The organism is Rhodococcus sp. 2G, assembly GCF_001886355.1.
In the GTDB taxonomy this organism is placed as follows: Bacteria; Actinomycetota; Actinomycetes; order Mycobacteriales; family Mycobacteriaceae; genus Rhodococcus; species Rhodococcus pyridinivorans.
Map to the genome: position 1 here is coordinate 4,726,950 of NZ_CP018063.1, position 22,047 is coordinate 4,748,996.

Genomic DNA, 22,047 nt, shown 5'->3' on the forward strand with positions numbered 1-22,047 from the left:
GCGCAGGAGGGCCTCCATGTTCAGAAAACTGGTTGTTGCAATCGCGAGCGCGGTCGCGCTGGTCGGCGCGGGTTCCGGGGTGGCCGTCGCGGCTCCTCCGGTCACCCTCGGTGGCGGTTCGGGCATCACTCTCGGAGACAACGGGCAGGACATCTTCGACTGCACGCTCACCACGATCGGCAACGACGCCGCCGGACGCCTCGTGGGTCTCACTGCCGCGCACTGCGGCTCTCCCGGCATGACGGTGAAAGCCGAATACGACCTCGCTGCCGGCTCGGTGGGCCGCATCGTGTCGACCAACGAACGGCTCGACTACGCCGTGATCGAGTTCGACCGGAGCAAGGTCGTTCCGGTCAACCGCGTCGGCAACGTGACGATCACCGGCCTCGGTGCCCCCGCGGGCTTCCCGAACATCGCCTGCAAGGAAGGCCGCACCACGGGCAACACCTGCGGCATCGTCTGGGGCGACGTGTTCGGCTCGCAGGAGACCTGGACGCAGGTGTGCGTCATCGAAGGCGACTCGGGCGCACCGCTCGTGGTGGGCACGACGCTCGTCGCGATGGTCAACGCCTACCTGCTCGCGCCGTGCGCCGGCCCCGAGGTCGGAACGAACATCGACGTGATCATGGCCGACATCAACGGTCGGGGCGGGCCGGGCGCAGGTTTCCGTCCGATCTAGCAGCACCCCCGGAGCGGGAGGGTTCACCCGACCCTCATCCGCACACCGCACCGTTCGATGCGGAACCGACCAGCTTCGTGTACTTCGCCAGTACACCCCGGGTGTAGCGCGGCGGCAGTGGCTCCCAGCCCTGTCGCCGCGTTTCCATTTCCTTCTCGTCGACCAGCACGTCGAGCAGGCCGTTCGAGACGTCGAGACGAATCCGGTCGCCGTCGCGGACGAAGGCGATGGGGCCGCCGTCGACGGCCTCCGGGGCGACGTGCCCGACGCACAACCCGGTGGTACCACCGGAGAATCGTCCGTCGGTGAGCAGCAGGACGTCCTTGCCGAGCCCGGCACCCTTGATCGCACCGGTGATCGCGAGCATCTCGCGCATGCCCGGGCCGCCCTTGGGACCCTCGTACCGGATGACCACCACGTCGCCTGCGGTGATGGTGCCGTCCTCGAGCGCGTCCATCGCGGCGCGTTCGCGTTCGAAGACCCGCGCCGTTCCCTCGAAGACCGACTCGTCGAAGCCTGCGGACTTCACCACCGCTCCGCCGGGAGCGAGACTGCCCCGCAGGATCGTGATGCCCCCCGTGGGGTGGATGGGGTCGCTCAGGGCACGCAGCACCTTGCCGTCCGGGTCGGGTGGCCTGATGCCGGCGAGGTTCTCCGCGACGGTCTCCCCGGTGACGGTGAGGCAGTCACCGTGCAGCAGACCCGCGTCGAGCAGCGCCTTCATGATGACCGGGACACCGCCGATGTGGTCGACGTCCTTCATCACGTGCCGGCCGAACGGTTTGACGTCGGCGAGATGCGGCACCCGCGCACCCACGCGGACGAAGTCGTCGAGGCTCAGATCCACCTGCGCCTCGTGCGCGATCGCGAGCAGGTGGAGCACGGCGTTCGTGGATCCCCCGAAGGCCATGACCACCGCGATGGCGTTCTCGAACGCCTCCTTGGTGAGGATGTCGGAGGCCGTGATTCCGCGACGCAACAACTCGACCACCGCCTGCCCGCTGCGCCGGGCGAAACCGTCGCGGCGACGATCCGTGGCGGGCGGCGACGCGCTTCCCGGCAGCGACATGCCGAGCGCCTCGGCCGAGGCGGCCATCGTGTTCGCGGTATACATGCCGCCGCACGCACCCTCGCCGGGGCAGATGGCACGCTCGATCGCGTCGAGGTCGGTCTCGGACATCAGGCCCCGCGCACACGCCCCGACCGCTTCGAAGGCGTCGATGATCGTCACGTCGCGTTCTGTGCCGTCGGACAGTTTCGCGATGCCCGGCAGGATCGACCCGGCGTACAGGAAGACGGCGGCGAGATCGAGGCGGGCGGCAGCCATGAGCATGCCGGGCAGGGACTTGTCGCATCCCGCGAGCAGCACCGAGCCGTCGAGTCGCTCGGCCTGCATCACCGTCTCGACGCTGTCGGCGATGACCTCACGGGAGACCAGGGAGAAGTGCATACCCTCATGCCCCATCGAGATCCCGTCGGACACGGAGATGGTGCCGAATTCGAGCGGATAACCGCCCGCGGCGTGCACGCCCTCCTTCACCGATCGCGCGAGGCGTTCGAGCGGGAGGTTGCAGGGGGTGATCTCGTTCCACGACGACGCCACACCGATCTGCGGCTTGCCCCAGTCCTCGTCTCCCATCCCCACCGCACGGAGCATGCCGCGCGAGGCGGCCTTCTCCATGCCGTCGGTGACGTCGCGGCTGCGGGGCTTGATATCGGGTCGGTCCGTCATGACGCCTTCCTGGGGTCGCGGCCGGTGAGGGCGATGAGCCGGTCCTGCGGGGACGCATCGTCGGGGACCGGGACGGGATCGGCGAACAGACCGCTCGAGGCGAGCATGTCCTTCTGCGGTTCGATGTCGGCGAGCACGGCGTCGACGAGGTCGGCGTCGAGCGTTTCGTCGGCACCGATGGCCCGGGCGAGATCCCAGGTGTGCACGGTGATGTCCGCGACCTGCTGTTTCATGTAGTCGAGGCACGGGACGGTGCCGTAGGACAGGTGGACCTCCTGGGACGGTGACGTCATCGCCCACGCGGCGGTCGCCTGCTCGGCGAAGCGTGCCCATTCGGCGGCGAGATCGTCCCCGATCGGTTCGAGTGCGGCCTTCGCGTCGTCGAGGGAACGGCCGGAGAGCAGCGGCTGGATCCAGCGCTGCTCGTCGACCATGTGCCACACCAGGTCGGTGACGTCCCACTCGGTGTCCGGGGTGGGTGCGTGCCAGTCGCGGATCTGCGCGACACGGTCGTCGAACTCGCGACGCGCGGTTCGTTGCAGGGAAAGCCAGTCGGTCACCATGGATCTCAGCCTAGGGCGCGGGCTGCTCGGATCACGGCGATTTCAACTCCTGCGATCATGCGCGGGATGCGGGACGATCGGGAGTCGCACCGTGTCGTCGTCGAGGAGAAGTACATGCCTGTCCCCACCGTCCAGCTCGCGCCCGGTCTCGTCGTCAGCGCCCAGGGTTACGGCGCGATGTCCGTCGCCCCCGCATACGGCGAGGTGAATCTCGACGAGGCACTCGCGACCCTGCACCACGCCGTGGATCTGGGCATCACCTTCATCGACACCGCCGACGTCTACGGCGACGGCACCAGCGAGAAGGTGGTCGGCACGCTGCTCGCCGACCGGCGGGACGAGGTCCAGCTGGCGACGAAGTTCGGTCTCGTCGGCGCGGTCGGCGGCAAGGGCACCGCCAACCGTCGCATCAACGGCCGTCCCGAATACGCGAAGCAGGCCATCGACGAGTCGCTCGGGCGTCTCGGCGTCGACCACGTCGACCTGTACTACCTGCACCGCGTGGATCCGGACGTGCCGGTCGAGGATACGGTCGGTGCCCTCGCCGAACTCGTCCAGGCCGGCAAGGTGCAGCACATCGGACTGTCGGAGGCCACGGGCGACGAACTGCGCCGCGCGCACGCCGTCCACCCGATCGCGGTGATCCAGTCGGAGTGGAGCATCGTCTCGCGCGACGTCGAACGGCACGTGGTGCCCACCGCCGCCGAACTCGGCATCGGCTTCGTGCCGTACTCGCCGGTGAGCCGGGGGCTGCTCACCGACGCCTTCGATCCCGGACAGGTCGCCGAGAACGACCTGCGCAAGCGCTTCCCGCGCTTCGACGCCGACGCCCTGCAGACCAACCTCGCGGTCCGTGAAGAGGTGCGGTCGGTTGCGAAGGAGGCGGACGCGACCATCGCGCAGATCGCCCTGGCATGGCTGGACGCGAAGGGGCGCGAGTTCGGCTTGCCGTCGGTGTCGATCCCCGGCACCCGCTACGCGAATCGCGTCACCGAGAACGCCGGAGCGCTCGACGTGACGCTCACCGACGAGCAGGTCGCACGGCTGGATCGTCTCGCCGACAAGGTCGCCGGTCCGCGTGCGGCCGACCCGACGTGGGTGTCGCTCGGACGTGAGTAATCAGCACCGTTAACAGACCGACGCGTATCGTCCTTGTCACATGAGGGCATGGCTGGTCTGGGGTATCGGAGTCTTCGCCTACATCGTCGCCGTCCTCCACCGGACGGCGTTCGGTGTCTCCGGACTCGCCGCCACCGAACGCTTCGATATCTCACCGTCGGTGCTGTCCGGCTTCGTCGTCCTCCAGCTCATCGTCTACGCGGGGATGCAGATCCCGGCCGGTGTGCTCCTCGACAGGTTCGGTTCGCGGCGGATGATCGCGACCGGCGCCGTGATCCTCGCCGTCGGTCAGGCGATCCTCGCCGTCACCGAGTCGCTGCCGGTCGCGTATCTGGCCCGAGTGCTGGTCGGTGTCGGTGACGCCCTGACGTTCATCTCGGTGCTGCGTCTCGTGCCGGTGTGGTTCGCGCCGCGCCGCGTGCCTGTCGTTTCGCAGCTGACGGGCATCTTCGGCCAGCTCGGCCAGGTGCTGTCGGCGGTGCCGTTCGTCCTGCTGCTCACCGGCACGGGATGGACGGCCGCCTACGGCAGTGCCGCGGCGCTCGGCCTGCTCGCGTGCGTGCTGGTGTTCGCGGTCGTGCGCGACACCCCGCCCGGTGAGACGCGCGAAGCCACCGCGTCAGGGCTGCGGGAGGTGATCGGCGGGCTCGGCACGGTGTGGCGGCGCCCCGGCACCAAACTCGGCTTCTTCACCCACATGGGCACGCAGTTCTCGGTGACGACCTTCGCGCTCATGTGGGGCGTGCCGTATCTGGTCTCCGCTCAGGGCCTGTCACCCGCGGCGGCCGGCTCGATGCTCACGGTCTCGGTGGTCACGGCCATCTCCGCCGGACCCATCCTCGGCGTGCTGTCGGGACGCTTCCCGACCAGACGTTCGTGGCTCGTGCTCATGATCATCCTCGCCAGCGCAGTGACGTGGTCGGCGGTGCTCGCCCTGCCCGGACCCGCACCGCTGTGGCTGCTCGTGGTGCTCGTCGTCGTCATCTCGGTGGGCGGGCCGGGATCGATGATCGGCTTCGACTACGCCCGCACCTTCAATCCCGGGACCGCGCTCGGCACGGCCAACGGCATCGTCAACATCGGTGGCTTCCTCGCGACACTGCTGGTCGTGCAGACGATGGGCATCGTGCTCGACCGGCTCGGCGGCTACACCTTCGACGCCTTCCGCGTCGCATGGTTCGCGCAGTACCCGATCTGGGTGATCGCGCTCATCGGGGTGCTCGTGACCCGAGGACGCGCCCGCCGCGAGTAGTGCCCCATAGAGTGGTGTAACTCGGTGGCCGAGATCGTCTGCGATTCCGTGTTGTGCACGGGTGTAGAGCGGCCACCGTGTGATCCTTCGAGTCAACCTTCTACCGAATCCTCGAACGGAGTCATCACGATGACCGCACCTCATATTGTCGACCCTGCAGGCCTGCTTGGCCAAGCCCTCGCCGACGCGTCGCCGGATCTGATGCGCGAGCTACTGCAGACCATGATCAACGCATTGCTCTCCGCCGATGCCGACGCCGTGTGCGGCGCCGAGTGGAACGCCCGCTCGGAACAGCGCACCAACCACCGCAACGGCTACCGCCACCGGCCCCTGGATACCCGGGTCGGCACCGTCGACGTCGCCGTCCCGAAGCTGCGCTCGGGCAGCTACTTCCCCGAGTGGCTGCTCGAGCGCCGCAAGCGAGCCGAGTCCGCGCTGATCACCGTCGTAGCCGACTGCTATCTGGCCGGGGTGTCTACCCGCCGGATGGACAAGCTGGTCAAGACCCTGGGTATCGACTCGCTGTCCAAGTCGCAGGTCTCACGCATGGCCCAGGACCTGGACGAGCAGGTCGCCGCGTTCCGGCACCGCCGCCTGGACGAGGCCGGGCCGTTCACCTTCGTCACCGCCGATGCGTTGACGATCAAGGTCCGCGAGAACAAGCAGGTCGTCAAGGCTTCCGTGCTGCTGGCCACCGGCGTCAACGGCGACGGCCACCGCGAGGTGCTGGGCATACAGGTCGCCACCAGTGAGACCACGGCCTCGTGGAACACCTTCTTCGCCGACCTGGTTGCCCGCGGCCTGGGCGGGGTGCGGCTGGTGACCTCCGATGCCCACGCCGGGCTCATCGAGGCGATCGCGGCGAACCTGCCCGGCGCCGCGTGGCAACGCTGCCGCACCCACTACTCGGCGAACCTCATGGCCGTGTGCCCCAAGTCCATGTGGCCGGCCGTGAAGGCGATGCTGCACAGCGTCTACGACCAGCCCACCGCGGAGGCGGTCAACGCGCAATTCGACCGGCTGCTGGAGTACGCCGAGCACCGGCTGCCCGAGGTCGCCGACCACCTCGGCGACGCCCGCGAAGACCTGCTCGCCTTCACCGCATTTCCCGACGACGTGTGGCGACAGATCTGGTCCAACAACCCCATATCGGTTAACCGGCCCTCCCACGACACGATCACGGTTGCAGCGTGAGGTCCTGAGCCGACGACCGGTTGAGGCGCATGCTGGCGGTGTCGGCTCCGATCGAAAGGCGGCGGACAATGACCGTTCGGGTGCGCATCAGCAGCAACGGGCATGTGATCGACGGCCAATGGGAAGGATGCGCAGCAGCAAACGCGTTCCTGACGCATCTGGCCGGACGCGGATTCAGTTCGGCAACGGTGCGGGCATATGCGTTCGACGTGCTCAATCTGGCCCGATTCCTGCTCGATCGCGACCTCACGGTGGCTGCGGTGACGCCGGTGACGGTGTTCGAGTGGGTCGACTGGCAGAACGTGCACCGCAAACCCCGCCCAGGCATGGCGACACGAGGTGATCGGGGCACTGCGGCATCGACGATCAACCGACGAGTCGCGGCGATACGCGCATTGTTCGAATACCTGGTGATGACCGGGATACGCACCGAAAATCCGGTGCCCTCACCGCGGCGCGGACAGGGACTGCGACCACCAGCGCGAGGACTGCTCGGACACCTCGGGCCGGGCCGACCCCGAGCCGGAGGCAGGCTGGTACGCCAACCGCGGCTACTGCCCGAGTCCCTCGACGCCGACGCGATCGAGCAGTTTGCGGCGTCGCTGCGCACCCATCGGGATCGAGCGATGTTGTGGGCGATGCTGTTCGGCGGGCTGCGCAACGCCGAGGTGCGATCCCTGCGGTTGGCAGACGTCGATTTCGGCCAGCGACGACTCCGGGTGCTCGGCAAAGGCTGCAAGGAACGGGTGGTGCCGGTCGATGCGGTGTTCTTCACCGAACTGTCGGCCTATCTGCGCCTCGAACGGCCACCGGGGTTGGCGACCGAGGAGTGTTTCGTGGTGCTGCGCGGCCCCACCGCGGGGGCGCCGGTGACCGAGGCGGGACTGCGGTCGCTGTTCCGGCGGCACCGGGACCTCTCCGGTGCGACGAGGGTGCGTCCGCACCGATTGCGCCACACCTACGGCACCGAACTCGCTGCCGCCGGAATCGATCTGATGGTGCTGCGAGAATTGATGGGGCATGTGTCTCCGGACACCACTGCCGAATATGTGCATTTGTCGGTCGAGCAGCTCGCCGCCGAATACGGCGCGGCCCGCGCCAGTCTCGCCGGAACACGACAATGAGCACCGCGGTGGTTGCGACGGTCGTCCTGCCGGCCGGACCGGGTGCGGTGCTCACCGACTACCTCGAGCACGTCGCCAGCCTCGGGCTCAGCGACAGGTCGGTGCGCGCTCGCACCCTCATCGCGACCACCTTCCTCACCACGCATCCGGACTTGCGGGACTGGATGACCCGACCCGCTGCCGACCGGCTGGCCGAACTACGCCGCACCGGGGCCTGGCCACTGCTGTGTCACCTCATCGGACGCGGCAACCTGCGGCTCGACCTCGAACTCGCGGCCGTCAAGAACCTCACCGGACTCGGCCGGGCCGTCGAGGACCGCGACCCGGACGGGTTCGCCGCGGTCCGGGCCGCCGGCCTGGTTTTGGGGTGGACACCGCAATGGGTCGAGACCGTCCTCGGCGAGTGCCTGGCGGTGCTGCTCGCCTGGCACGGCGGTTCCGTCAGCGGTGTGAGCGCCGAGACCGTCGGCGAGTTCGACGCCGCATTGGCTGCCACACAGTCAATCCCGGATACATCGAAACGCGCCTACCGCAACCGTATCGCGGGACTGCGACAAATGCTGTTTCAGGCCCGCATCGTCGACACCCCACCACGGCGCCGACCGTGGGCCCGCACCTACGCCCAACGCTTCGCCGACGCCCCGATGGCCGATCCGATCCGCGAGGCCCTGTTGCGTTACGTCACCGTCCGGGCATCGGTGCTCCGCCCGAAATCGGCCGAATCGCTGATCAACGACCTGCTGCCGTTCGCGGACTACCTCACCACCAACCATCCCGAGGTCACCTCCCTCGAGGATCTCGACCGCAGTCACATCGAGGGCTTCCTCGTCTGGAATCGCACCCGCACCTGGCGTGGGCAACGCGCCGCTGCCGGGGCCGGGCGCATCATCTCCAAGGCCGTGATCCAATCGACGGTACTGAGCGTGCGCAACCTGCTCGAGGACATCACCGAATGGGGCTGGGAGCAGGCCCCACCGCGCCGTCTGGTCTTCGCCGCCGACGTCCCGAAACTCGACCAACCGCTTCCGCGGGCATTGCCGCCCGACATCGATGCTGCGGTGATGAATGCGGTTTCCCAGCTGGATGATTCGTTCGCTCGTATCGGGTTGACGGTGCTGCGCGGAGCCGGTCTGCGGGTCGGGGAGCTACTGGATCTCGAGCTCGGCAGCGTCATCGATTACGGCCCGGCCGGGACCTGGCTCAAGGTTCCGTTGGGCAAGCTCGCCACCGAACGCATGGTCCCGCTCTCGGCGACCACTATCGCCGCGTTGGACGAGTGGACCGGCGGGCGTGGTATCTGTCGGCCATTGCCGCATCCCCGCACCGGAGAGTTGACCGATTTCCTGTTCGTCGCACACGGCCGCCGTCTCAGCCAGACCCGGCTGCGCAACGGTCTGCTCGCTGCCGTCGAGGCTTGCGGACTGCGTGGGGCCGGGGGTGCGCCGTTGGTGGTGACCCCGCATCAGCTGCGGCATACTTGGGCCACCGAACTCGCCAACGCCGGGATGAGCCTGCAGGCGTTGATGGCGTTGCTCGGGCATGTCACTCCGCAGATGACTTTGCGTTACGCCACTTTGGCTTCACCGACGTTGCGGGATGCCTATGACCAGGCGATGGGCAAGATGCGGCGGCGGTTCACGCTCACTCCGGTCGGCAAACCGATCGTCCCCGACGCGGTGAGTTGGCTCGGCAGTGAGATGCTCAAAACGCGTGTTGCCCACGGTTACTGTTCCCGTCACGAGAGCGCGGGTGCGTGTCCCTATGCCAACATCTGCGAGACCTGCGACAACTTCGTCACCGGACCTGAGTTCCGCGGCGCGCTCGAGGCGCAACGCACCGACATCCAGGCTCTCGAGGTCGATGCTCGTGACCGTGGATGGCCCGATGAAGCTGCCCGGCATCATCGTGTCGCTGAGGCGTTGACCGACCACTTGCAGCGTCTCGATCGCTGATTCGATGTGAGATCAGGGTTGATCTCATCCCTGAGGGCCGGATAACCGAGCGGCTCAACCGCGAGATCCGCCGCCGCACCGACGTCGTGGGCATCTTCCCCAACCGGGATGCCATCGTCCGCCTCATCGGCGCCGTCCTGGCCGAGCAGACCGACGAATGGGCCGAAGGCCGCCGATACCTCGGCCTAGAAGTGCTCAGCCGCTGCCGGCTCACCCTGACCACCAACACCGACACCAGCCAGGCGACGGAGGTGAGCACCGATGAACTGATGCAACTACCCGCCTGACCACCAACGAAGGATCAAAAACGAGTTACACCACTACCAGGGGCTTGACCGGTGGACCTCTGGACAGACTGCGGAGTTGCGCTGCGACGGCAATGTGTACACCGCGTTCCGGGCTGGCGTGCAGGTCGCGCAGTGGACAGACAGCGGGATGATCGCTCCGGTCGACGCAGGCCATCGCGGATTCGGTTTCGGAACACAGCCTTTCAACAACGGATTCGGGTTCGCTATCGACCGGATCGAAGCTTACGACCTCGCCTAGGAGGCGTTCATGACTGCACCTGATCCGATATCGACGGTCGGTCAGCTGGTGTCTCGGCTGATGGAACTGGGGTTCGGTGGGACTCTGCTCGACGGGTCCGTCGATCTGCAGAAACTGAAACCAGAGCTGCGCGCCAAGATCGCAGCTGCCGTGACGATGCCTGACGGTGGCACCGACGGGCAGGTCCTCGCCAAGTCCGGCACCGGTGTCGTGTGGACCGATCCGCCGGCTTCCGGCGGCGGCGGATCGATCGCCGTCGACCCCGCCGACCCTGACTATCTGGTCGCCTCCGGCGGTGGCATCGCCCCGGATCCGGCCGACCCCGACTATCTGACGTTCGCCTAGGAGGCCACGTGACATCCCCCTCTCAGCCGCGCTGGCCCAACCCGGGACCCGATGGTCGGCTCAAGGAAAAGCACCTGCCCGCGCACCTCGGGCAAACGAACCTGAATGCCACTTACGAGCGGGTCTATCAGTACGACCTGCGGAGCTTCCTCACCCCTGGACAGCCGTTGCCGAATGATGGTGTGCTCGACGCGGCTCCGCTGATCAATGAGGCGCTGGCCCAGTTGGCTGCCCTGGTCAAGACAGTCGACGGGGTGCACGAACTCGTGTTGCCGGACGGCAAGTTCCGGCTCAACAGTGCAATCAACCTCGTCGGCTCGAGCCCGTTCGCGGAACGTCTCGCGCTCCGTGGCGCGGGCCGTGCCTCCACAATCCTCCTGCCGTACGGCACAGCATCGGGCATCCACTCGCCCGGCGCTGCGATCAACCCGGATACGCCGACGGACTTCTTCTGGTTCCGTCACTGCCACTTCACCGACTTCACCATCAACTGCCGCAACACTTCCTTTCCGGAGACCGGTCCGCTGCAGAAGGCATTCCAGGGTGGCGGCTGGCTCGAATGCTCGTTCACCCGCGTCAATGCCGTGGGCACCACCGCGACGATGTTCGGCACCGACTATCCGGTGCGCTGCGTGTTCACCGACTGCCACGCCCTCGAGGCGGGCCGCGGCACTGTCACCACCGGGGATCCGACGAAGTTCGCGGAGATGCGGTCGGGGTTCGGGATCGGCTTCGGGCACTACGAGGACGAGTCGGCCACCTTCATCGGCTGCTCGGCGAACTACTGCTCGCGGTCCGGGTTCTTCTTCGAACGGCAGGACTCGCGAGGATCGCTCAAGCGCAACTCCGTCATTCGCCTGATCGGCTGCGAGGCATCGTTCAACGGCAACGGCATCACCGATGCCGGGTGCGGCGGTGTCGTGGTGGAGAACTGCAAGATCACCGACAACAAGGCTGCCGGGTTCTACGAAGGCCCGAACACGCAGGCGGTGCAGTCCGGCATCTACGGCCGCATCACCGGATCGACGATCCTGCGCAACGGCTACGGCATCTACATGACCGGATCGTTGCAGGCCAGCCCCGCAGACATCCCGGTCGGTTCCGGCGGCGGATATGTCGTGGAGAACAACCGCATCCAGGACAACATCCTCGACGGGTTCCTCGCGCACGACTTCGAACTCGAAGAAGGCGGCCTGACGGTGCGCGGCAACCAGTTCGTCCGCAATGGCGGCTACGGCCTGTGCGCCCGATTCGCGTCGAAGCCCCTGCGTGATCTCGTGATCTCGCAGAACTTCTTCGACGGCAACGGCAAGGTCGGCCTCGGTCTGCTGGTGCCGATGAACGCGCCTCGCATCACGGGCAACGACTTCGCGAACAGTGACGGCGTGGCACGGCAGCTCGATGCGATCATGTTCCACCCGGCCGAGCCTGTCTCTGTTCCTCGGGTGCAGGGCAACACGTGGCGGCGGCACGCTCGCGGCCTGGTCAACGCCGATCGGCTCGATCAGGACTTGATCACCGGAAACCTCGCGGTCGATGCCCCGGACGATCCGGATGCGCCGGAGTTGTTCGATGCGTATCTGTCGACGAAGCCGGACAACATCACCGCACCCACTCTCGGCGACGGCTGGACCGCTGCGGCGACCGGTGCGACCCCGGACTGGATCCGGTCGAGTGCCGGTGCACGCCCCTCGGGTGGCACCTGGGGTGCGCTGGCGATCCAGCAGCGCGATGTCGGCACCACAGGTGTGTATGCGGAGGTGCAGCTACCGGAGTCGGCGCAGGGTGCCGGCGCGAACAGGTTGCGTGGTGTCGCGATCTCCGTCAACGACGCAGACTCGATCGTGGCGGGTGTCGATGATGTGTCCAGCCAGTTCGGTGCGCGTCCGAACTACGCGATGTGGCAGGTAGTCGGTGGGACCGCGACCTTGCTGTGGGAGTCGGATGTGAGCGGCCTGGAAGGGCATCGGGTGGCTCTGGCCCGCGAGGCCGGATCGACGGTGACCACGATGTTCCTCGACGGTCTTCCCGTGCACACGGTGGATGTGCCCGCAGTCGCCGCGTCCGCCAATGCGGGTGTGGCCGGTGCAGGCGGTGTCGCAGGCACCACGGGTTCGACACCCTCGACCCGATCGATCCGCAAGGTCCGCATCCTCCCGGCAGGCGAGTTTGCTGCGGCTCCGGTGATCGTGCGGAACAAGGCGCTCAACCCGAGTTTCGAGGCGACCGGTGGTTTCACCTCCCAGTGGGGTACCGGTGGTGCAGGTTCGGCCACACGGCAGAGCGATGCGGGCGAGGCCCACTCGGGTACGTACTCGTACTTGATGACCTGGTCCACCGCGACCACGGACCCGTCCGGTGGCGGCTGCCGCCTCACCGCGATCGAGGATGTCGAGGTGGGTGCGGTCTACACGCTGTCGGTGTTCATCAAGTCGAGCGTGGCCCGCAAGTTCCGGCTGAACTCAACCTACTACAACGCGCCCAATGCGGGTGGCACGAGTACCGGGTTCAAGACAGGCACGTTCGTCGATGTTCCTGCCGGGGAGTGGACACGCCTGTCGGTGACGACGGATCCGATGCCAGCGAGCACGGTCAGTCTGCGGATCGATGTGTCAGCGGCCCCGACGTCGGGCGGTGGCACGGTGTTCGCGGTCGGGGACACCCTGCGGATCGATGACTACATGGTCACCAAGGGTTCGACGCTGACCGAGTACTTCAACGGCGACAGCCCTGGCGCTGTGTGGACGGGCACGCCTCACGCGTCGGCGTCCACGAAGGAACTCGTAGCCTGACCCGCTCGTAACGCATCCTTATGTGGCGATGATCGCTACATGCATATGGGAGAATGGGCGGCATGGAATTCAAGGTCGGCGACCGGGTCATGTTCTCCTCTCCCAGCGGGGAGGTAGTGAACGAGCCGGGAGTAGTGGCGCGCATCTATTCGGTCAGCCGGCCGTTCGCTCAGGTTGACCTCGACAACGGACAGCACTGGCTCGCACAGTTGGTCGACCTTCGTCGCGAGAATCGGTGACTCCGCAGAAGCGTGGACTGATTCCTGATCCGGAGCGGGCGCGCATCCTCACCGCGATGCGTGCCCGCGACGACGCCGAAGTGGAGCTGCGCGCCGCGGTCGTCGCCGGACTGTTGGCCGGCGGATCGGTACGCGAGATGGCCGACCTCACTGGCATGTCGACGAACACGATCCAACGCTGGGGGCGCGAAGGCGGATGGCCGTCCCCGGCACAGAAGGCGGCGCGGGCGGCGAAGCGCGCCGAGGTCGAGGACTGGGACGCCCGGATCGACGCGGCGACACGGGCGCTCGAGCACCTCGACCCAACCGATCGGGATCCCCGATAAGTTCCTCGCCACCTGCGTTTTTCAAGTGAACGGCTCGAAGCTTGAATTTGGATGCCTGGAATTAAAGTTTTGGGCCCTTCGCTTGAATCGTGGCAATCCCCGCCACATCACTAGCGCATCCTTACATGACCCATTTTTCCGGTGGCTGGGACTGCCACTCCAACTGAACAGAGAGGCTCGAGATGGGCTACGCGTACTACACCCTTCCCGATGGCCGCGACGCCGGATACGGCGTCGAAGCGGAATGCGATCACCCCGACTGCCACGAGCGCATCAATCGCGGTCTCGGGTATCTGTGCGGGGAGGACCCGGACGGTCATCGCGATCCCGAGGAACCGGGCTGCGGGAAGTACTACTGCGAGCAGCACTCGACAGCTCACGAGTGCACGAACCCGGCGTGCGGTGTCTACTCCGACGACGAGGAGTTGATCTGCGGCCTCGCGAAGGGACACGAGCTCCCGCACCGGGACCCGATAGAAGAGCAGGACTTCGGACCCGACGCATAGCGCAAACGAAAAGTCCCCCGCCTCGGTGACGAGGCGGGGGACTTTCGTCGCATCTTGGGGAAGGTGCGGAGTGCGGGCGGTGCTTCCCGGGCCGAAGCCCCACCACCCGCACTTCGAACTGTAGCTCGAGTCGAACAAATGTACGAACGCGAGCGTGTGCGTCACGAGGTGGGTCGTGTCAGATCATTCCTTAAGATTGCCGACCCCTCGCTGCGAAAGAAACGACGTTGGAGTCCGTGGGTGTGGTGGTCCGCCCGGCTGCCCTTCCTTCCCGCGCGGGGATCCACTGCTCAAGAAAGACTGGAGCGACGCCAAGATCGGGCGAGGCGGGAAAGTAGGGCTTGGGACCGTACGTCGCCGTCAGTTCCGTCCACAAGCGAGCGGGCTTCTCGATGCCGACCTCGACCGGTTCGGCTTTTCTCCAGCCTCGACTGGAGATCTGAATCATCAGTGACTTGTACCGTTGGGCTGAGATGATTCCAAGCCGTTTGGCGCGTGAAATTGCTGCTTGAACGGATATTCCGTATCGCGACTTGATGCGCATGTAGCCGTGGAGCGTGAGCGTCTCGGAGAGGTTCTCGATCGCCACCGTTCTGGGCAGAAGGAATGCGCCGGCGAAGAGGTTGGCCTCCGTTTCCCGGAGCTCTAGGGGCAGATTGCGCCGGGTATGCAGTACTACATGCCCGAACTCGTGAGCGAGAGTGAATCGTTGACGGTCTCCCGGCTGGCCGCTGATGAAGGCAACCGTGGCCCGAGCTGCACTTTCGTCCCAACGCGAAAGCCCGCTGTGGCCGTCAAGCAAGGCCGGGTCTTCAACCGACACGGCGAGCGGCGCAACCGCTGCTCCTGTCCGTTCGATCGTTCGGATGACGTTGCGGACGGGTTCGTCGTCGGCGAGTCCTGCGCAGCGGCGAGCGTCCAATGCGAATGCCTCGATGTCGTTGTCGCTGACAATGTCAGCTTCTTCGGCAACGGGTATGTCGGTGTTCTTGATCCGGACGGGAGCCTTCTCAAGCGAGATCGAGATGCGCTCAATCTCCTTGAACGCTTGCACTGCGTACTCCCGTCCACGCGCGCTGGTCTTACTCGACTTACGGAAGTTGATCTCCTCTGCCGAGTAAGTCGCACTCTTGAAGCCGAAGAACTCCAACGGAGTTCCTGTCGCGCGGGCAATTCGATAGGCGGACTCCACGGTCAGCTCCCGCTTGCCACGCTCAATCATCGAGAGATTCGGCTGCGGTATTCCGGACCTTTCGGAAAGTTCGCCCTGGGTCAGCGATAACAAACGTCGAAGATCCGTGACTCGCTCGCCATGGTGAGCGCTCCAGGAGCTAGACATCGGTCCCATCTTCCAGCTCGTCGTCGTCGATTTCGAATAGCAACGACTGTTCGTCGTCCTGCGGGTCGAATGTGAGAGCCTCGAAGGCCGAGAGGGTCCGTGGCATGGGGATGACCAAGTCGGACTTGACGTGCCGACCGATTCGACCGGGTTCGAGCGGACGGATCATCGTGAGCTCAAACTCTGCCGAGTCATCAGGTTCCTGCCACAGCAGGATCAACCTTTGCGTAGTGAATGGATCGCTGAGTTCTTCAATGGCGGTGTTCGTGTAGTACGCGCGCCGTGCCCCGTTGTATCCGGCGACCGGTGCATAGTTGACGGGAAACGTGTGAAGTACGCGGACCTGCATCTCTCCGCTTCCGTACGCCAGATGAATCTCGCCATTGCGTCGGTGCCTGCCGGTCAGTGCCCACGACGCGGGCAAACCCAAGTCGCGTAAATTGCGCCAGGCTCCACCGCGAAGCGCGTGTGTCCGTAGCCAACGCTGCTCACGCTCGTCGTACAGACCTTCATGCTTAGTTTGAAGGGTGTGGCGTGCGAACTCGAACGCTTCGTGCACCGGCTCGACGAGCGGGCCGATCCGATCAGTGATCAGCTCCGGCAGAGTGTTATCCATAGGGGAATAATATAGCGCATGGCGCTATAAAATATCGCTGGATATAACACTTGGCGGTGTGGGGGCCGGGCATGATGCGACAACTGAAGAGTGATCTCGGGGGCGAGGATAGGGTCGCTGACCGGCGTTTTTCGTGAAGTGATGTCCGGACATTATGAGGTCGTGACCTCGTTCCCTGCCGGACGGGTAGTGTTGAACGTCACATATGGGAGTTTCCAGGTTGTTCTCAGGTACCGCGGGTACCTTCCGGAAGCGTCAACAAGATCGGCCCCGCACCGGTGATTGCAGCACCGGCCGGGGCCTTGCCACCACGCCACCCGTAATGGAGTGATGACCGTGCATGACGCTACCCCGACAGAAGTTCTCCCGCCCCGCCAGATGGACAAGCACGATCTGCTGGTGGCGGGATTCCTCGCCCGCTACACCGGACAATCGTTCACCGCCTACGAGACCGACATGCGCCTGTGGTTCCAGTGGTGCCGCGGCTACGGGCTCGACCCGATCTTCGGCATCGAACGCGCGCACATCGAGTTGTGGGCGCGGTACCTCGAGATCGAACGCGGCAACGCGCCGGCCACCGTGCACCGTCGCTTGGTGTGCCTGCGTGTGTTCTTCTGGCTCATGCAGGAGGACGGCGTGATCGACAAATCGCCGGCCGTCAACGTGAAGATGCCACGGTGGACGACGGACCTGACGAAGAAGATCGGACTCGAGCGACAGGACTTCCAGTCGCTGATGTTCACGGCGCGACAGTCCACCCCGGCCGACGAGGCTCTCGTCGCGATGCTGGGTCTGCTCGGTCTGCGTGTCTCGGAAGCCTGCTCGATCAACGTCGAGGACTTCCAGGACACCGAACGCGGGCACCGGGTCGTGCGCTTCACCGGCAAGGGCACCAAGTCCGCATCGATCCCGCTGCCCGTTCCGGTGCTGCGCTCGATGGAACGTGCCGCCGGCGAACGTCGTCGCGGCCCGCTGCTGTTGCGACGCGACGGCTCACGCATGACGCGACGCTCAGCCGATCGTGTCGTGAAGCGTCTCGCGCGACACGCAGGGATCAACAAGCCTGTCTCATGCCACACGCTGCGACATACCTTTGTCGTCGCGGCCTTGGATGCGAAAGTCCCGCTGCGACAGGTGCAGCTCGCAGCGCGACACTCCGACATCCGTCAGACGCTCGCCTACGACCGCGGCCGGGTCAGTCTCGACAACCACGCCGCGTACGTCGTGTCAACGTTCATGGCCGCGTAGACGCTGCGATAGCGAAGCGCCCCACCTCTTCGGGAGGTGGGGCGCTTTTACTTTCCTTGCGCGGGTCTGTCGAAAACGTAGCTCTAGTTTCCAAGGAGCGATTTGTGTTCCGGGCAGTAGGAAGCAATGGCCACACCCACAAACGTTGCGCCCTCATTCAACGTGAAGATTCCGCCTGAATCCCGTGCAATCTGAGCACCGATTGCGCCAGGACTTCGCCCTTCGTCCATTCCTTCACAAGCGAGCTTACCGATCTTGATCGCTTGCTGATCTTCTAGATAGCCAAGATTGCGTGACTCAAGAACCCTGAGGTAGGCGGCATCCATTATGGAATTGCTGCCGTTAGGCGGGGAGGCAGGAGGAGATGTGGTCGTCTTCTGTGTCGGTAGATCTGTGCAGTACTCCTCTAACGTCACCTTCACGAACGTGCTTTCCGTTCCGCTATCAAGGTACCGCGGACTCTGTTTCAGAATTTCGATGGCGAAGTCCTCTCCAGCGTCAACCATGCTCGACGCCGTGCACGTAGCTTCAGCGAGTTCGAGGACAGCGATGTCACCGGTCTCATCAATACCGTTGCTGCGGATGCTGTTCAAGTAGCGCTCGTCAGGCGACATGCTTTCCGTGGTGCCAGCGGATCCCGTGGATGCTTCCTCACTCGCTCCGCAAGCAGTGAGTAGAAGAAGAACCGGAACGAACGCCAGGGAACGAAGTTTCATGCCCGGACAATACGTTCCGTGACTTCTTTTGTTACACCGCAGAGTGTGTGAGTTCTGCGGCCTCAGCATGGTGTTCGGCGTAGCCGCCATAGCCTCGTTCGCCCCGCGAGACTGGTTGCGGCGTCGCGTCGCCACTCGACGCGACGCCGTTTCTCCTCAGCTCGCGGCGGTCTCACATTGCGCCGCGCGACGGTGCGCGTTCACCCACCGCGACACCTTGTCTTTCGACACGCCGAGCTTGTCGCCAGCCGTCCGGTACGACATGCCTTCTGCGACGAGACGGACCGCCTTCGCTGCGAGGTCGTCTGTCGCCGGGGGCGGTGCGACGTCGCGGGCGAGGATCTTCGGTGTCGCAGACTGGAGTGTCGCAGCAGGTCGTGACGGTGTAGCGGGTGCGACACGCAGCTGGGTCACGGGTCGCATGACGGGCTGTGGCTCCGGTGTCTCGTCGGTGGTGGGGGTGTCGTCGCGTGTCGTGCGACGCGGTTCCTGTGTCGCGCTGTCGTCCTGTCGCGCGAGAAGGATCGTCAGGTGAACCGCGGCGAGTGTGACGAGCGGTGGGATGACGGCGATGCCGACACCGATCGGGGACTCGGTGAGCTGCCAGGCGTGGATGCCGTTGCCTGCGACAGAGACGACGGTGCCTGCGACGAGCAGCGCCCAGGAGTACCCGCGGGCAATCCGGTGTCGCGCGACCGCCGCGGCGACGGTTGCGACGACGACCAGGCCGTCGACTGCGACGGGGATCATCCACGCTTGGTCGACCGGCACCTGGTATGCGACAGCGAGCTCGGCGATCGCGGTGAACGACCGCCAGAAGCTGGTGCCGGCCACGGCAGCGGCCGCGATAGCAGCGAGCAGGACGGCGACGGTGGTACGCGACGGCACCATGAGACGGGGCAGGGTCATCAGTGGGTCCTTCCGAACGTGTCGTAGAGACCGGAGCACAGGGTGACGAAGGCGTCACGGTAGGCGTCGGCGAAGGTGTCGATGCCGTCCTCAAGGAGGCGACGGTGTGCGATGTCGATGTGGATCTGGGAGTCGGCGATCAGCGCGGCGAGGGTCTGGTCGTTCATCACGCGGCCGCCCGGCCGTGCGTGCACCGCTGGGGAGGATCGATCGGCGCCCCGAGGTCACCGAGGACCCAGGCGTACTCGTCGCACAGATCGCAGTCGTCGATCGGGGAGGGTGCGTGCAGCTGCGGGGGCGTCGGCGTAAGGCGGGGCGGGGACATCGCCTTCCACAGCCGGATCCAGCCCTGGGCATACAGGGTGGGGTTGTCGTCACGGTGCATGGCTTTCGCACGCTCGGCCAGGGCCGCGGCGCCGTGCTGGTCGATCAGCTCGAGGATCTCGGCCTTCTGGGCGGGCTTGACGTAGTCGAACGATCCGAGCAGACCGGCGCTTCGGCAGGCCGTGATCAGCTCGGCGTAGTTCGTCTCGAGCCTCACGAGTTCTTTGCGGGCATCGTCGGACAACGACACCGTCACCCCGGCCACCTCGACAGCTGACGTTTCCGTGCCCGCGGTGTTGTTGTTTGTTTCAGTCCTGGGTGATCGGTTCTTTGTAAAGACGCCCGTCTTTCCGTCGCGCGGACGACCGGAGTTCGATTTCCTGGTCGTCGGTTCGGGAGACGGATCGCCGCTGAGGAGGGGTTCTTCGTAGACGGTCTGGATGGTGTACCAGCGTCCACGTTCGTCCTGGACCTTCTCGCGCACGAGGTAGCCGTGGGTTTCGAGCTCGCGCATGCAGGTGCGGACGGCGGTGCGGCCTTCGACGTCGGACTGATCGGCGATCGCTTCGGAGCGGATGCGCCAGTCTTCGGGCTTGGAGAGCAGCCACAGAAGGATGCAGCGGGCGCGGAAGCTGAGACGCTTGTTATTGAGCAGCCGGTTCGAAACGATGGTGAAGTTGTCGGCCAGACGGGGGCCGCGTCGGATACCACCCTGCGGCTGGGCATGAGTATGCTGAGGCACTGTCGAACTCCTTGTCAGTTCGGCCACGCCCCGGGAGTGTTCCAGCACTCGCCGGGGTCCTTTTCTGTTGTACGGGCATCCTGGCACAGGGGATCTCTGCCTGTCCATCGAACGCGCCAGAGGCAAGTTGTCACCGGGTTGTCACAACATGAGTGGTCCGACGCGATCTGCCGTGTTCTCGAGTGGACTATTCGACCAGGTAGTGAACCCGTGTGAACCCGAACGCTCTCCAGGAACTCGCCTTGAAAGCGAGCTTGGGTAACACCAACGGGGGTTCAAATCCCTCCGCTTCCGCCACGGAAGAGGTTCCGGCACCCGTCAGGGAGTCGGAGCCTCTTCTCGTTTCTACCGCCGGGTGGCGACAATCTTCTCCTCGAGGATCCAGGTGCGCCCCTCGTCCCCAGCTTCCGTCGAACCGTGAGAAAGCCCCGAGCTTCGGGTCGGCGACGCCGGTCAGAAGAGTGGCATCGAGAGCATTCATGCGGCCGGTGTGCCCGCGCCGCGTGGGCATGTCCCCGGTTCCCGTGGACCGATCACATCTGTCAGCTCGGTCCGGCGGCCACCGCTCGTTCCACGGCCACGGCCGCACCGTCGTGCCAGGGCTCACCGTGGCCGACGAGGACGTGCTTCGCGCCGGTGCCGGCGATGGCCGCCAGCGAGGCGAGGGCCGTCCTGCTGTCGGCGGTCGCCGCACCCGAGACGATCTGCGGACCGTGCCTGCCCGTGTACGGATCGAGGGTGACGATGGCGTCGCCGACGATCACGGTGTCGCGGTCCGGGAGATGCAGCGCGCAGTGCCCGTAGGTGTGGCCGGGTGTGTGCAGGGGGACGGGGCGGCCCGGCAGGTCGAGCGGTTGGGAGTCCTGGAAGAGCGTCACGTCGTGGACCCCGCGCACCCACAGCGCACCGGCCACGGTCATCCGGGCGAGAACGGGGATGCAGGCGGGATATCGAACGGGATAGAGCAGCCGGTTGCGTTCGTGCTGGTAGCGATAGGGGTGGGCGGCGAGGAACTTCTCGTCGCGATGCGCCCATACCGGAACCCGCCACCGTTCACGCAGCCGCTTCGCCGACCCGACGTGATCGAAGTGGGCGTGCGTGAGGACGACTCCCTGCACGTCGTCGATCCGGCGACCGATGCGTGAGATCGCCTCTTCGATGCGACCAGCGGTCGCGGGTAGTCCCGTGTCGACGACGGTCACTCCGGCGTCGTCCTCGATCAGGTAGACGTTGACGTCGGCGTGCGCGAGGCGATGCACGCCCGGTGCGACATCCGTGTGGAGCATGGCGGCCCTTCGCTCGGGTGAACGTGCGGGTTCAGCTGTGTCCGTCGATCTCGTCGGCGATGAAGGCGGCCCACGACCGCACCTCGTCCTCGCCTGCGGACGGACTGAACGACCGGTAGTCGAGCGCGGCGAGTTCGGACACCAGATCTGTTGTGTCCTCGGTGCTTTCGTCGACCACCGCGAACAACCACACGAGCTGCTGACTCAGCCCGGAGGCCCGCGACGACAACAGTTCGACGGTGTCGGGCGAGTACTCGCCGGCGTCGACCTCGCCTCCGAAGACGACGCCCTCGAACTCTTCCGACCGCTCGAGATCGGAGGTGTCACCGACGGTGACGTCGATGTCCCGCTCTCCCAGCGCGTCGGCGACGAGCCGGGCGATCTTCTGGGCCGGACCTTCGGGGCTGTCCGTGACGACGAGAACGGTCATTGTGTCTCCAGCATGTTCGGCGACTTGGGTTCACTGGTGCGTTCCCGGTCCCCGAGGGGCGGAAACAT

General features: G+C 65.8%; 22 protein-coding genes and 2 pseudogenes. 14 read left to right on the forward strand and 10 right to left on the reverse strand.

Going from position 1 to position 22,047, the window contains the following annotated elements; translation table 11 throughout:
• Window positions 1–16: 16 nt before the first annotated feature.
• A complete protein-coding gene (locus BO226_RS22425) occupies window positions 17–679 on the forward strand; it encodes a hypothetical protein (RefSeq protein ID WP_006550994.1) in 663 nt (220 codons plus the stop codon).
• 34 nt (window positions 680–713) lie between these two features.
• Here the strand turns inward: BO226_RS22425 and ilvD are convergent, their stop codons facing one another.
• The gene (gene ilvD / locus BO226_RS22430; RefSeq protein WP_071936109.1) at window positions 714–2,411 is read right to left on the reverse strand and encodes a dihydroxy-acid dehydratase; all 1,698 of its coding nucleotides are present in this window, start codon (window positions 2,409–2,411) and stop codon (window positions 714–716) included.
• Window positions 2,408–2,974 carry a TIGR03086 family metal-binding protein gene (locus BO226_RS22435; RefSeq protein ID WP_024102154.1) on the reverse strand — a complete coding sequence of 189 codons (567 nt, stop codon included), beginning with the start codon at window positions 2,972–2,974 and terminating at the stop codon, window positions 2,408–2,410. Before BO226_RS22435 ends, ilvD begins: the two co-directional genes overlap by 4 nt.
• A gap of 114 nt (window positions 2,975–3,088) precedes the next feature.
• On the opposite strand from BO226_RS22435, the gene BO226_RS22440 reads away from it, so the two are divergent.
• From BO226_RS22440 to BO226_RS22485, 12 genes and pseudogenes are all read left to right on the forward strand, one after another.
• Entirely contained in the window at window positions 3,089–4,093 is a 1,005-nt protein-coding gene (locus BO226_RS22440) for an aldo/keto reductase (RefSeq protein ID WP_071936534.1), read from the forward strand.
• A 40-nt stretch (window positions 4,094–4,133) separates the two neighbouring features.
• Window positions 4,134–5,345 carry an MFS transporter gene (locus BO226_RS22445; RefSeq protein ID WP_071936110.1) on the forward strand — a complete coding sequence of 404 codons (1,212 nt, stop codon included), beginning with the start codon at window positions 4,134–4,136 and terminating at the stop codon, window positions 5,343–5,345.
• Between the two features lie 129 nt (window positions 5,346–5,474).
• Window positions 5,475–6,491: pseudogene (locus BO226_RS22450) on the forward strand (IS256 family transposase); the annotation flags it as partial.
• A 116-nt stretch (window positions 6,492–6,607) separates the two neighbouring features.
• Window positions 6,608–7,663, forward strand: coding sequence for a tyrosine-type recombinase/integrase (locus tag BO226_RS22455; RefSeq protein WP_064257805.1), 1,056 nt, complete (start codon window positions 6,608–6,610; stop codon window positions 7,661–7,663).
• The gene (locus BO226_RS22460; RefSeq protein ID WP_064257806.1) at window positions 7,660–9,615 is read left to right on the forward strand and encodes a tyrosine-type recombinase/integrase; all 1,956 of its coding nucleotides are present in this window, start codon (window positions 7,660–7,662) and stop codon (window positions 9,613–9,615) included. The genes BO226_RS22455 and BO226_RS22460 overlap by 4 nt, the downstream gene beginning before the upstream one ends.
• Before the next feature lie 47 nt (window positions 9,616–9,662).
• Window positions 9,663–9,902 (forward strand): annotated as a pseudogene (locus BO226_RS22465) (transposase); the annotation flags it as partial.
• A 118-nt stretch (window positions 9,903–10,020) separates the two neighbouring features.
• The gene (locus BO226_RS28790) at window positions 10,021–10,161 is read left to right on the forward strand and encodes a hypothetical protein (RefSeq protein ID WP_442977409.1); all 141 of its coding nucleotides are present in this window, start codon (window positions 10,021–10,023) and stop codon (window positions 10,159–10,161) included.
• Between the two features lie 9 nt (window positions 10,162–10,170).
• Window positions 10,171–10,506 (forward strand): hypothetical protein, encoded by a 336-nt coding sequence (locus tag BO226_RS22470; RefSeq protein ID WP_156666154.1) that lies wholly within the window; start codon window positions 10,171–10,173, stop codon window positions 10,504–10,506.
• A gap of 8 nt (window positions 10,507–10,514) precedes the next feature.
• Window positions 10,515–13,298, forward strand: coding sequence for a right-handed parallel beta-helix repeat-containing protein (locus tag BO226_RS22475; protein WP_156895310.1), 2,784 nt, complete (start codon window positions 10,515–10,517; stop codon window positions 13,296–13,298).
• Window positions 13,299–13,360: 62 nt separating this feature from the next.
• A complete protein-coding gene (locus BO226_RS27320; protein WP_156895311.1) occupies window positions 13,361–13,537 on the forward strand; it encodes a hypothetical protein in 177 nt (58 codons plus the stop codon).
• Complete coding sequence (locus tag BO226_RS22480) at window positions 13,534–13,863, forward strand: hypothetical protein (protein WP_071936111.1); 330 nt, start codon at window positions 13,534–13,536, stop codon at window positions 13,861–13,863. The genes BO226_RS27320 and BO226_RS22480 overlap by 4 nt, the downstream gene beginning before the upstream one ends.
• Before the next feature lie 182 nt (window positions 13,864–14,045).
• Window positions 14,046–14,369: a hypothetical protein gene (locus tag BO226_RS22485; RefSeq protein WP_071936112.1), complete on the forward strand. Its 324-nt coding sequence runs from the start codon at window positions 14,046–14,048 to the stop codon at window positions 14,367–14,369.
• A 190-nt stretch (window positions 14,370–14,559) separates the two neighbouring features.
• On the opposite strand, the gene BO226_RS22490 is transcribed toward BO226_RS22485, so the two are convergent.
• Window positions 14,560–15,708 carry a helix-turn-helix domain-containing protein gene (locus BO226_RS22490; protein ID WP_198040584.1) on the reverse strand — a complete coding sequence of 383 codons (1,149 nt, stop codon included), beginning with the start codon at window positions 15,706–15,708 and terminating at the stop codon, window positions 14,560–14,562.
• Window positions 15,701–16,324: a hypothetical protein gene (locus tag BO226_RS22495; protein ID WP_071936114.1), complete on the reverse strand. Its 624-nt coding sequence runs from the start codon at window positions 16,322–16,324 to the stop codon at window positions 15,701–15,703. Before BO226_RS22495 ends, BO226_RS22490 begins: the two co-directional genes overlap by 8 nt.
• Before the next feature lie 330 nt (window positions 16,325–16,654).
• Between BO226_RS22495 and BO226_RS22500 the strand changes: the two genes are divergently transcribed.
• Window positions 16,655–17,572, forward strand: coding sequence for a tyrosine-type recombinase/integrase (locus BO226_RS22500; protein WP_083543701.1), 918 nt, complete (start codon window positions 16,655–16,657; stop codon window positions 17,570–17,572).
• 83 nt (window positions 17,573–17,655) lie between these two features.
• Here BO226_RS22500 and BO226_RS22505 read toward each other — a convergent pair whose 3' ends face one another.
• The 6 genes from BO226_RS22505 to BO226_RS22535 form a co-directional block, all read right to left on the reverse strand.
• On the reverse strand, window positions 17,656–18,288 hold the full coding sequence (locus BO226_RS22505) for a DUF732 domain-containing protein (RefSeq protein ID WP_198040585.1): 633 nt from the start codon (window positions 18,286–18,288) through the stop codon (window positions 17,656–17,658).
• Window positions 18,289–18,444: 156 nt separating this feature from the next.
• On the reverse strand, window positions 18,445–19,197 hold the full coding sequence (locus BO226_RS22510) for a helix-turn-helix domain-containing protein (protein ID WP_071936117.1): 753 nt from the start codon (window positions 19,195–19,197) through the stop codon (window positions 18,445–18,447).
• Complete coding sequence (locus BO226_RS22515; RefSeq protein ID WP_156895312.1) at window positions 19,197–19,364, reverse strand: hypothetical protein; 168 nt, start codon at window positions 19,362–19,364, stop codon at window positions 19,197–19,199. The genes BO226_RS22510 and BO226_RS22515 overlap by 1 nt, the downstream gene beginning before the upstream one ends.
• Entirely contained in the window at window positions 19,364–20,263 is a 900-nt protein-coding gene (locus tag BO226_RS22520) for a hypothetical protein (protein WP_071936119.1), read from the reverse strand. Before BO226_RS22520 ends, BO226_RS22515 begins: the two co-directional genes overlap by 1 nt.
• Window positions 20,264–20,805: 542 nt before the next feature.
• A complete protein-coding gene (locus BO226_RS22530; RefSeq protein WP_064853101.1) occupies window positions 20,806–21,549 on the reverse strand; it encodes an MBL fold metallo-hydrolase in 744 nt (247 codons plus the stop codon).
• A 31-nt stretch (window positions 21,550–21,580) separates the two neighbouring features.
• A complete protein-coding gene (locus BO226_RS22535) occupies window positions 21,581–21,979 on the reverse strand; it encodes a flavodoxin domain-containing protein (protein ID WP_071936121.1) in 399 nt (132 codons plus the stop codon).
• Window positions 21,980–22,047: the final 68 nt, after the last annotated feature.

Coding starts and splice junctions, on each gene's coding strand:
- BO226_RS22500 (WP_083543701.1), top strand. CDS start 16,655: ATGACCGTGCATGACGCTACCCCGACAGAAGTTCTCCCGCCCCGCCAG.
- BO226_RS22495 (WP_071936114.1), bottom strand. CDS start 16,324: ATGGATAACACTCTGCCGGAGCTGATCACTGATCGGATCGGCCCGCTC.
- BO226_RS22440 (WP_071936534.1), top strand. CDS start 3,089: ATGCCTGTCCCCACCGTCCAGCTCGCGCCCGGTCTCGTCGTCAGCGCC.
- BO226_RS22460 (WP_064257806.1), top strand. CDS start 7,660: ATGAGCACCGCGGTGGTTGCGACGGTCGTCCTGCCGGCCGGACCGGGT.
- BO226_RS22470 (WP_156666154.1), top strand. CDS start 10,171: ATGACTGCACCTGATCCGATATCGACGGTCGGTCAGCTGGTGTCTCGG.
- BO226_RS22510 (WP_071936117.1), bottom strand. CDS start 19,197: ATGACCCTGCCCCGTCTCATGGTGCCGTCGCGTACCACCGTCGCCGTC.
- BO226_RS22530 (WP_064853101.1), bottom strand. CDS start 21,549: ATGCTCCACACGGATGTCGCACCGGGCGTGCATCGCCTCGCGCACGCC.
- BO226_RS22435 (WP_024102154.1), bottom strand. CDS start 2,974: ATGGTGACCGACTGGCTTTCCCTGCAACGAACCGCGCGTCGCGAGTTC.
- BO226_RS22515 (WP_156895312.1), bottom strand. CDS start 19,364: ATGAACGACCAGACCCTCGCCGCGCTGATCGCCGACTCCCAGATCCAC.
- BO226_RS22455 (WP_064257805.1), top strand. CDS start 6,608: ATGACCGTTCGGGTGCGCATCAGCAGCAACGGGCATGTGATCGACGGC.
- BO226_RS27320 (WP_156895311.1), top strand. CDS start 13,361: ATGGAATTCAAGGTCGGCGACCGGGTCATGTTCTCCTCTCCCAGCGGG.
- ilvD (WP_071936109.1), bottom strand. CDS start 2,411: ATGACGGACCGACCCGATATCAAGCCCCGCAGCCGCGACGTCACCGAC.
- BO226_RS22425 (WP_006550994.1), top strand. CDS start 17: ATGTTCAGAAAACTGGTTGTTGCAATCGCGAGCGCGGTCGCGCTGGTC.
- BO226_RS22535 (WP_071936121.1), bottom strand. CDS start 21,979: ATGACCGTTCTCGTCGTCACGGACAGCCCCGAAGGTCCGGCCCAGAAG.
- BO226_RS22485 (WP_071936112.1), top strand. CDS start 14,046: ATGGGCTACGCGTACTACACCCTTCCCGATGGCCGCGACGCCGGATAC.
- BO226_RS22505 (WP_198040585.1), bottom strand. CDS start 18,288: ATGAAACTTCGTTCCCTGGCGTTCGTTCCGGTTCTTCTTCTACTCACT.
- BO226_RS22490 (WP_198040584.1), bottom strand. CDS start 15,708: ATGTCTAGCTCCTGGAGCGCTCACCATGGCGAGCGAGTCACGGATCTT.
- BO226_RS22445 (WP_071936110.1), top strand. CDS start 4,134: ATGAGGGCATGGCTGGTCTGGGGTATCGGAGTCTTCGCCTACATCGTC.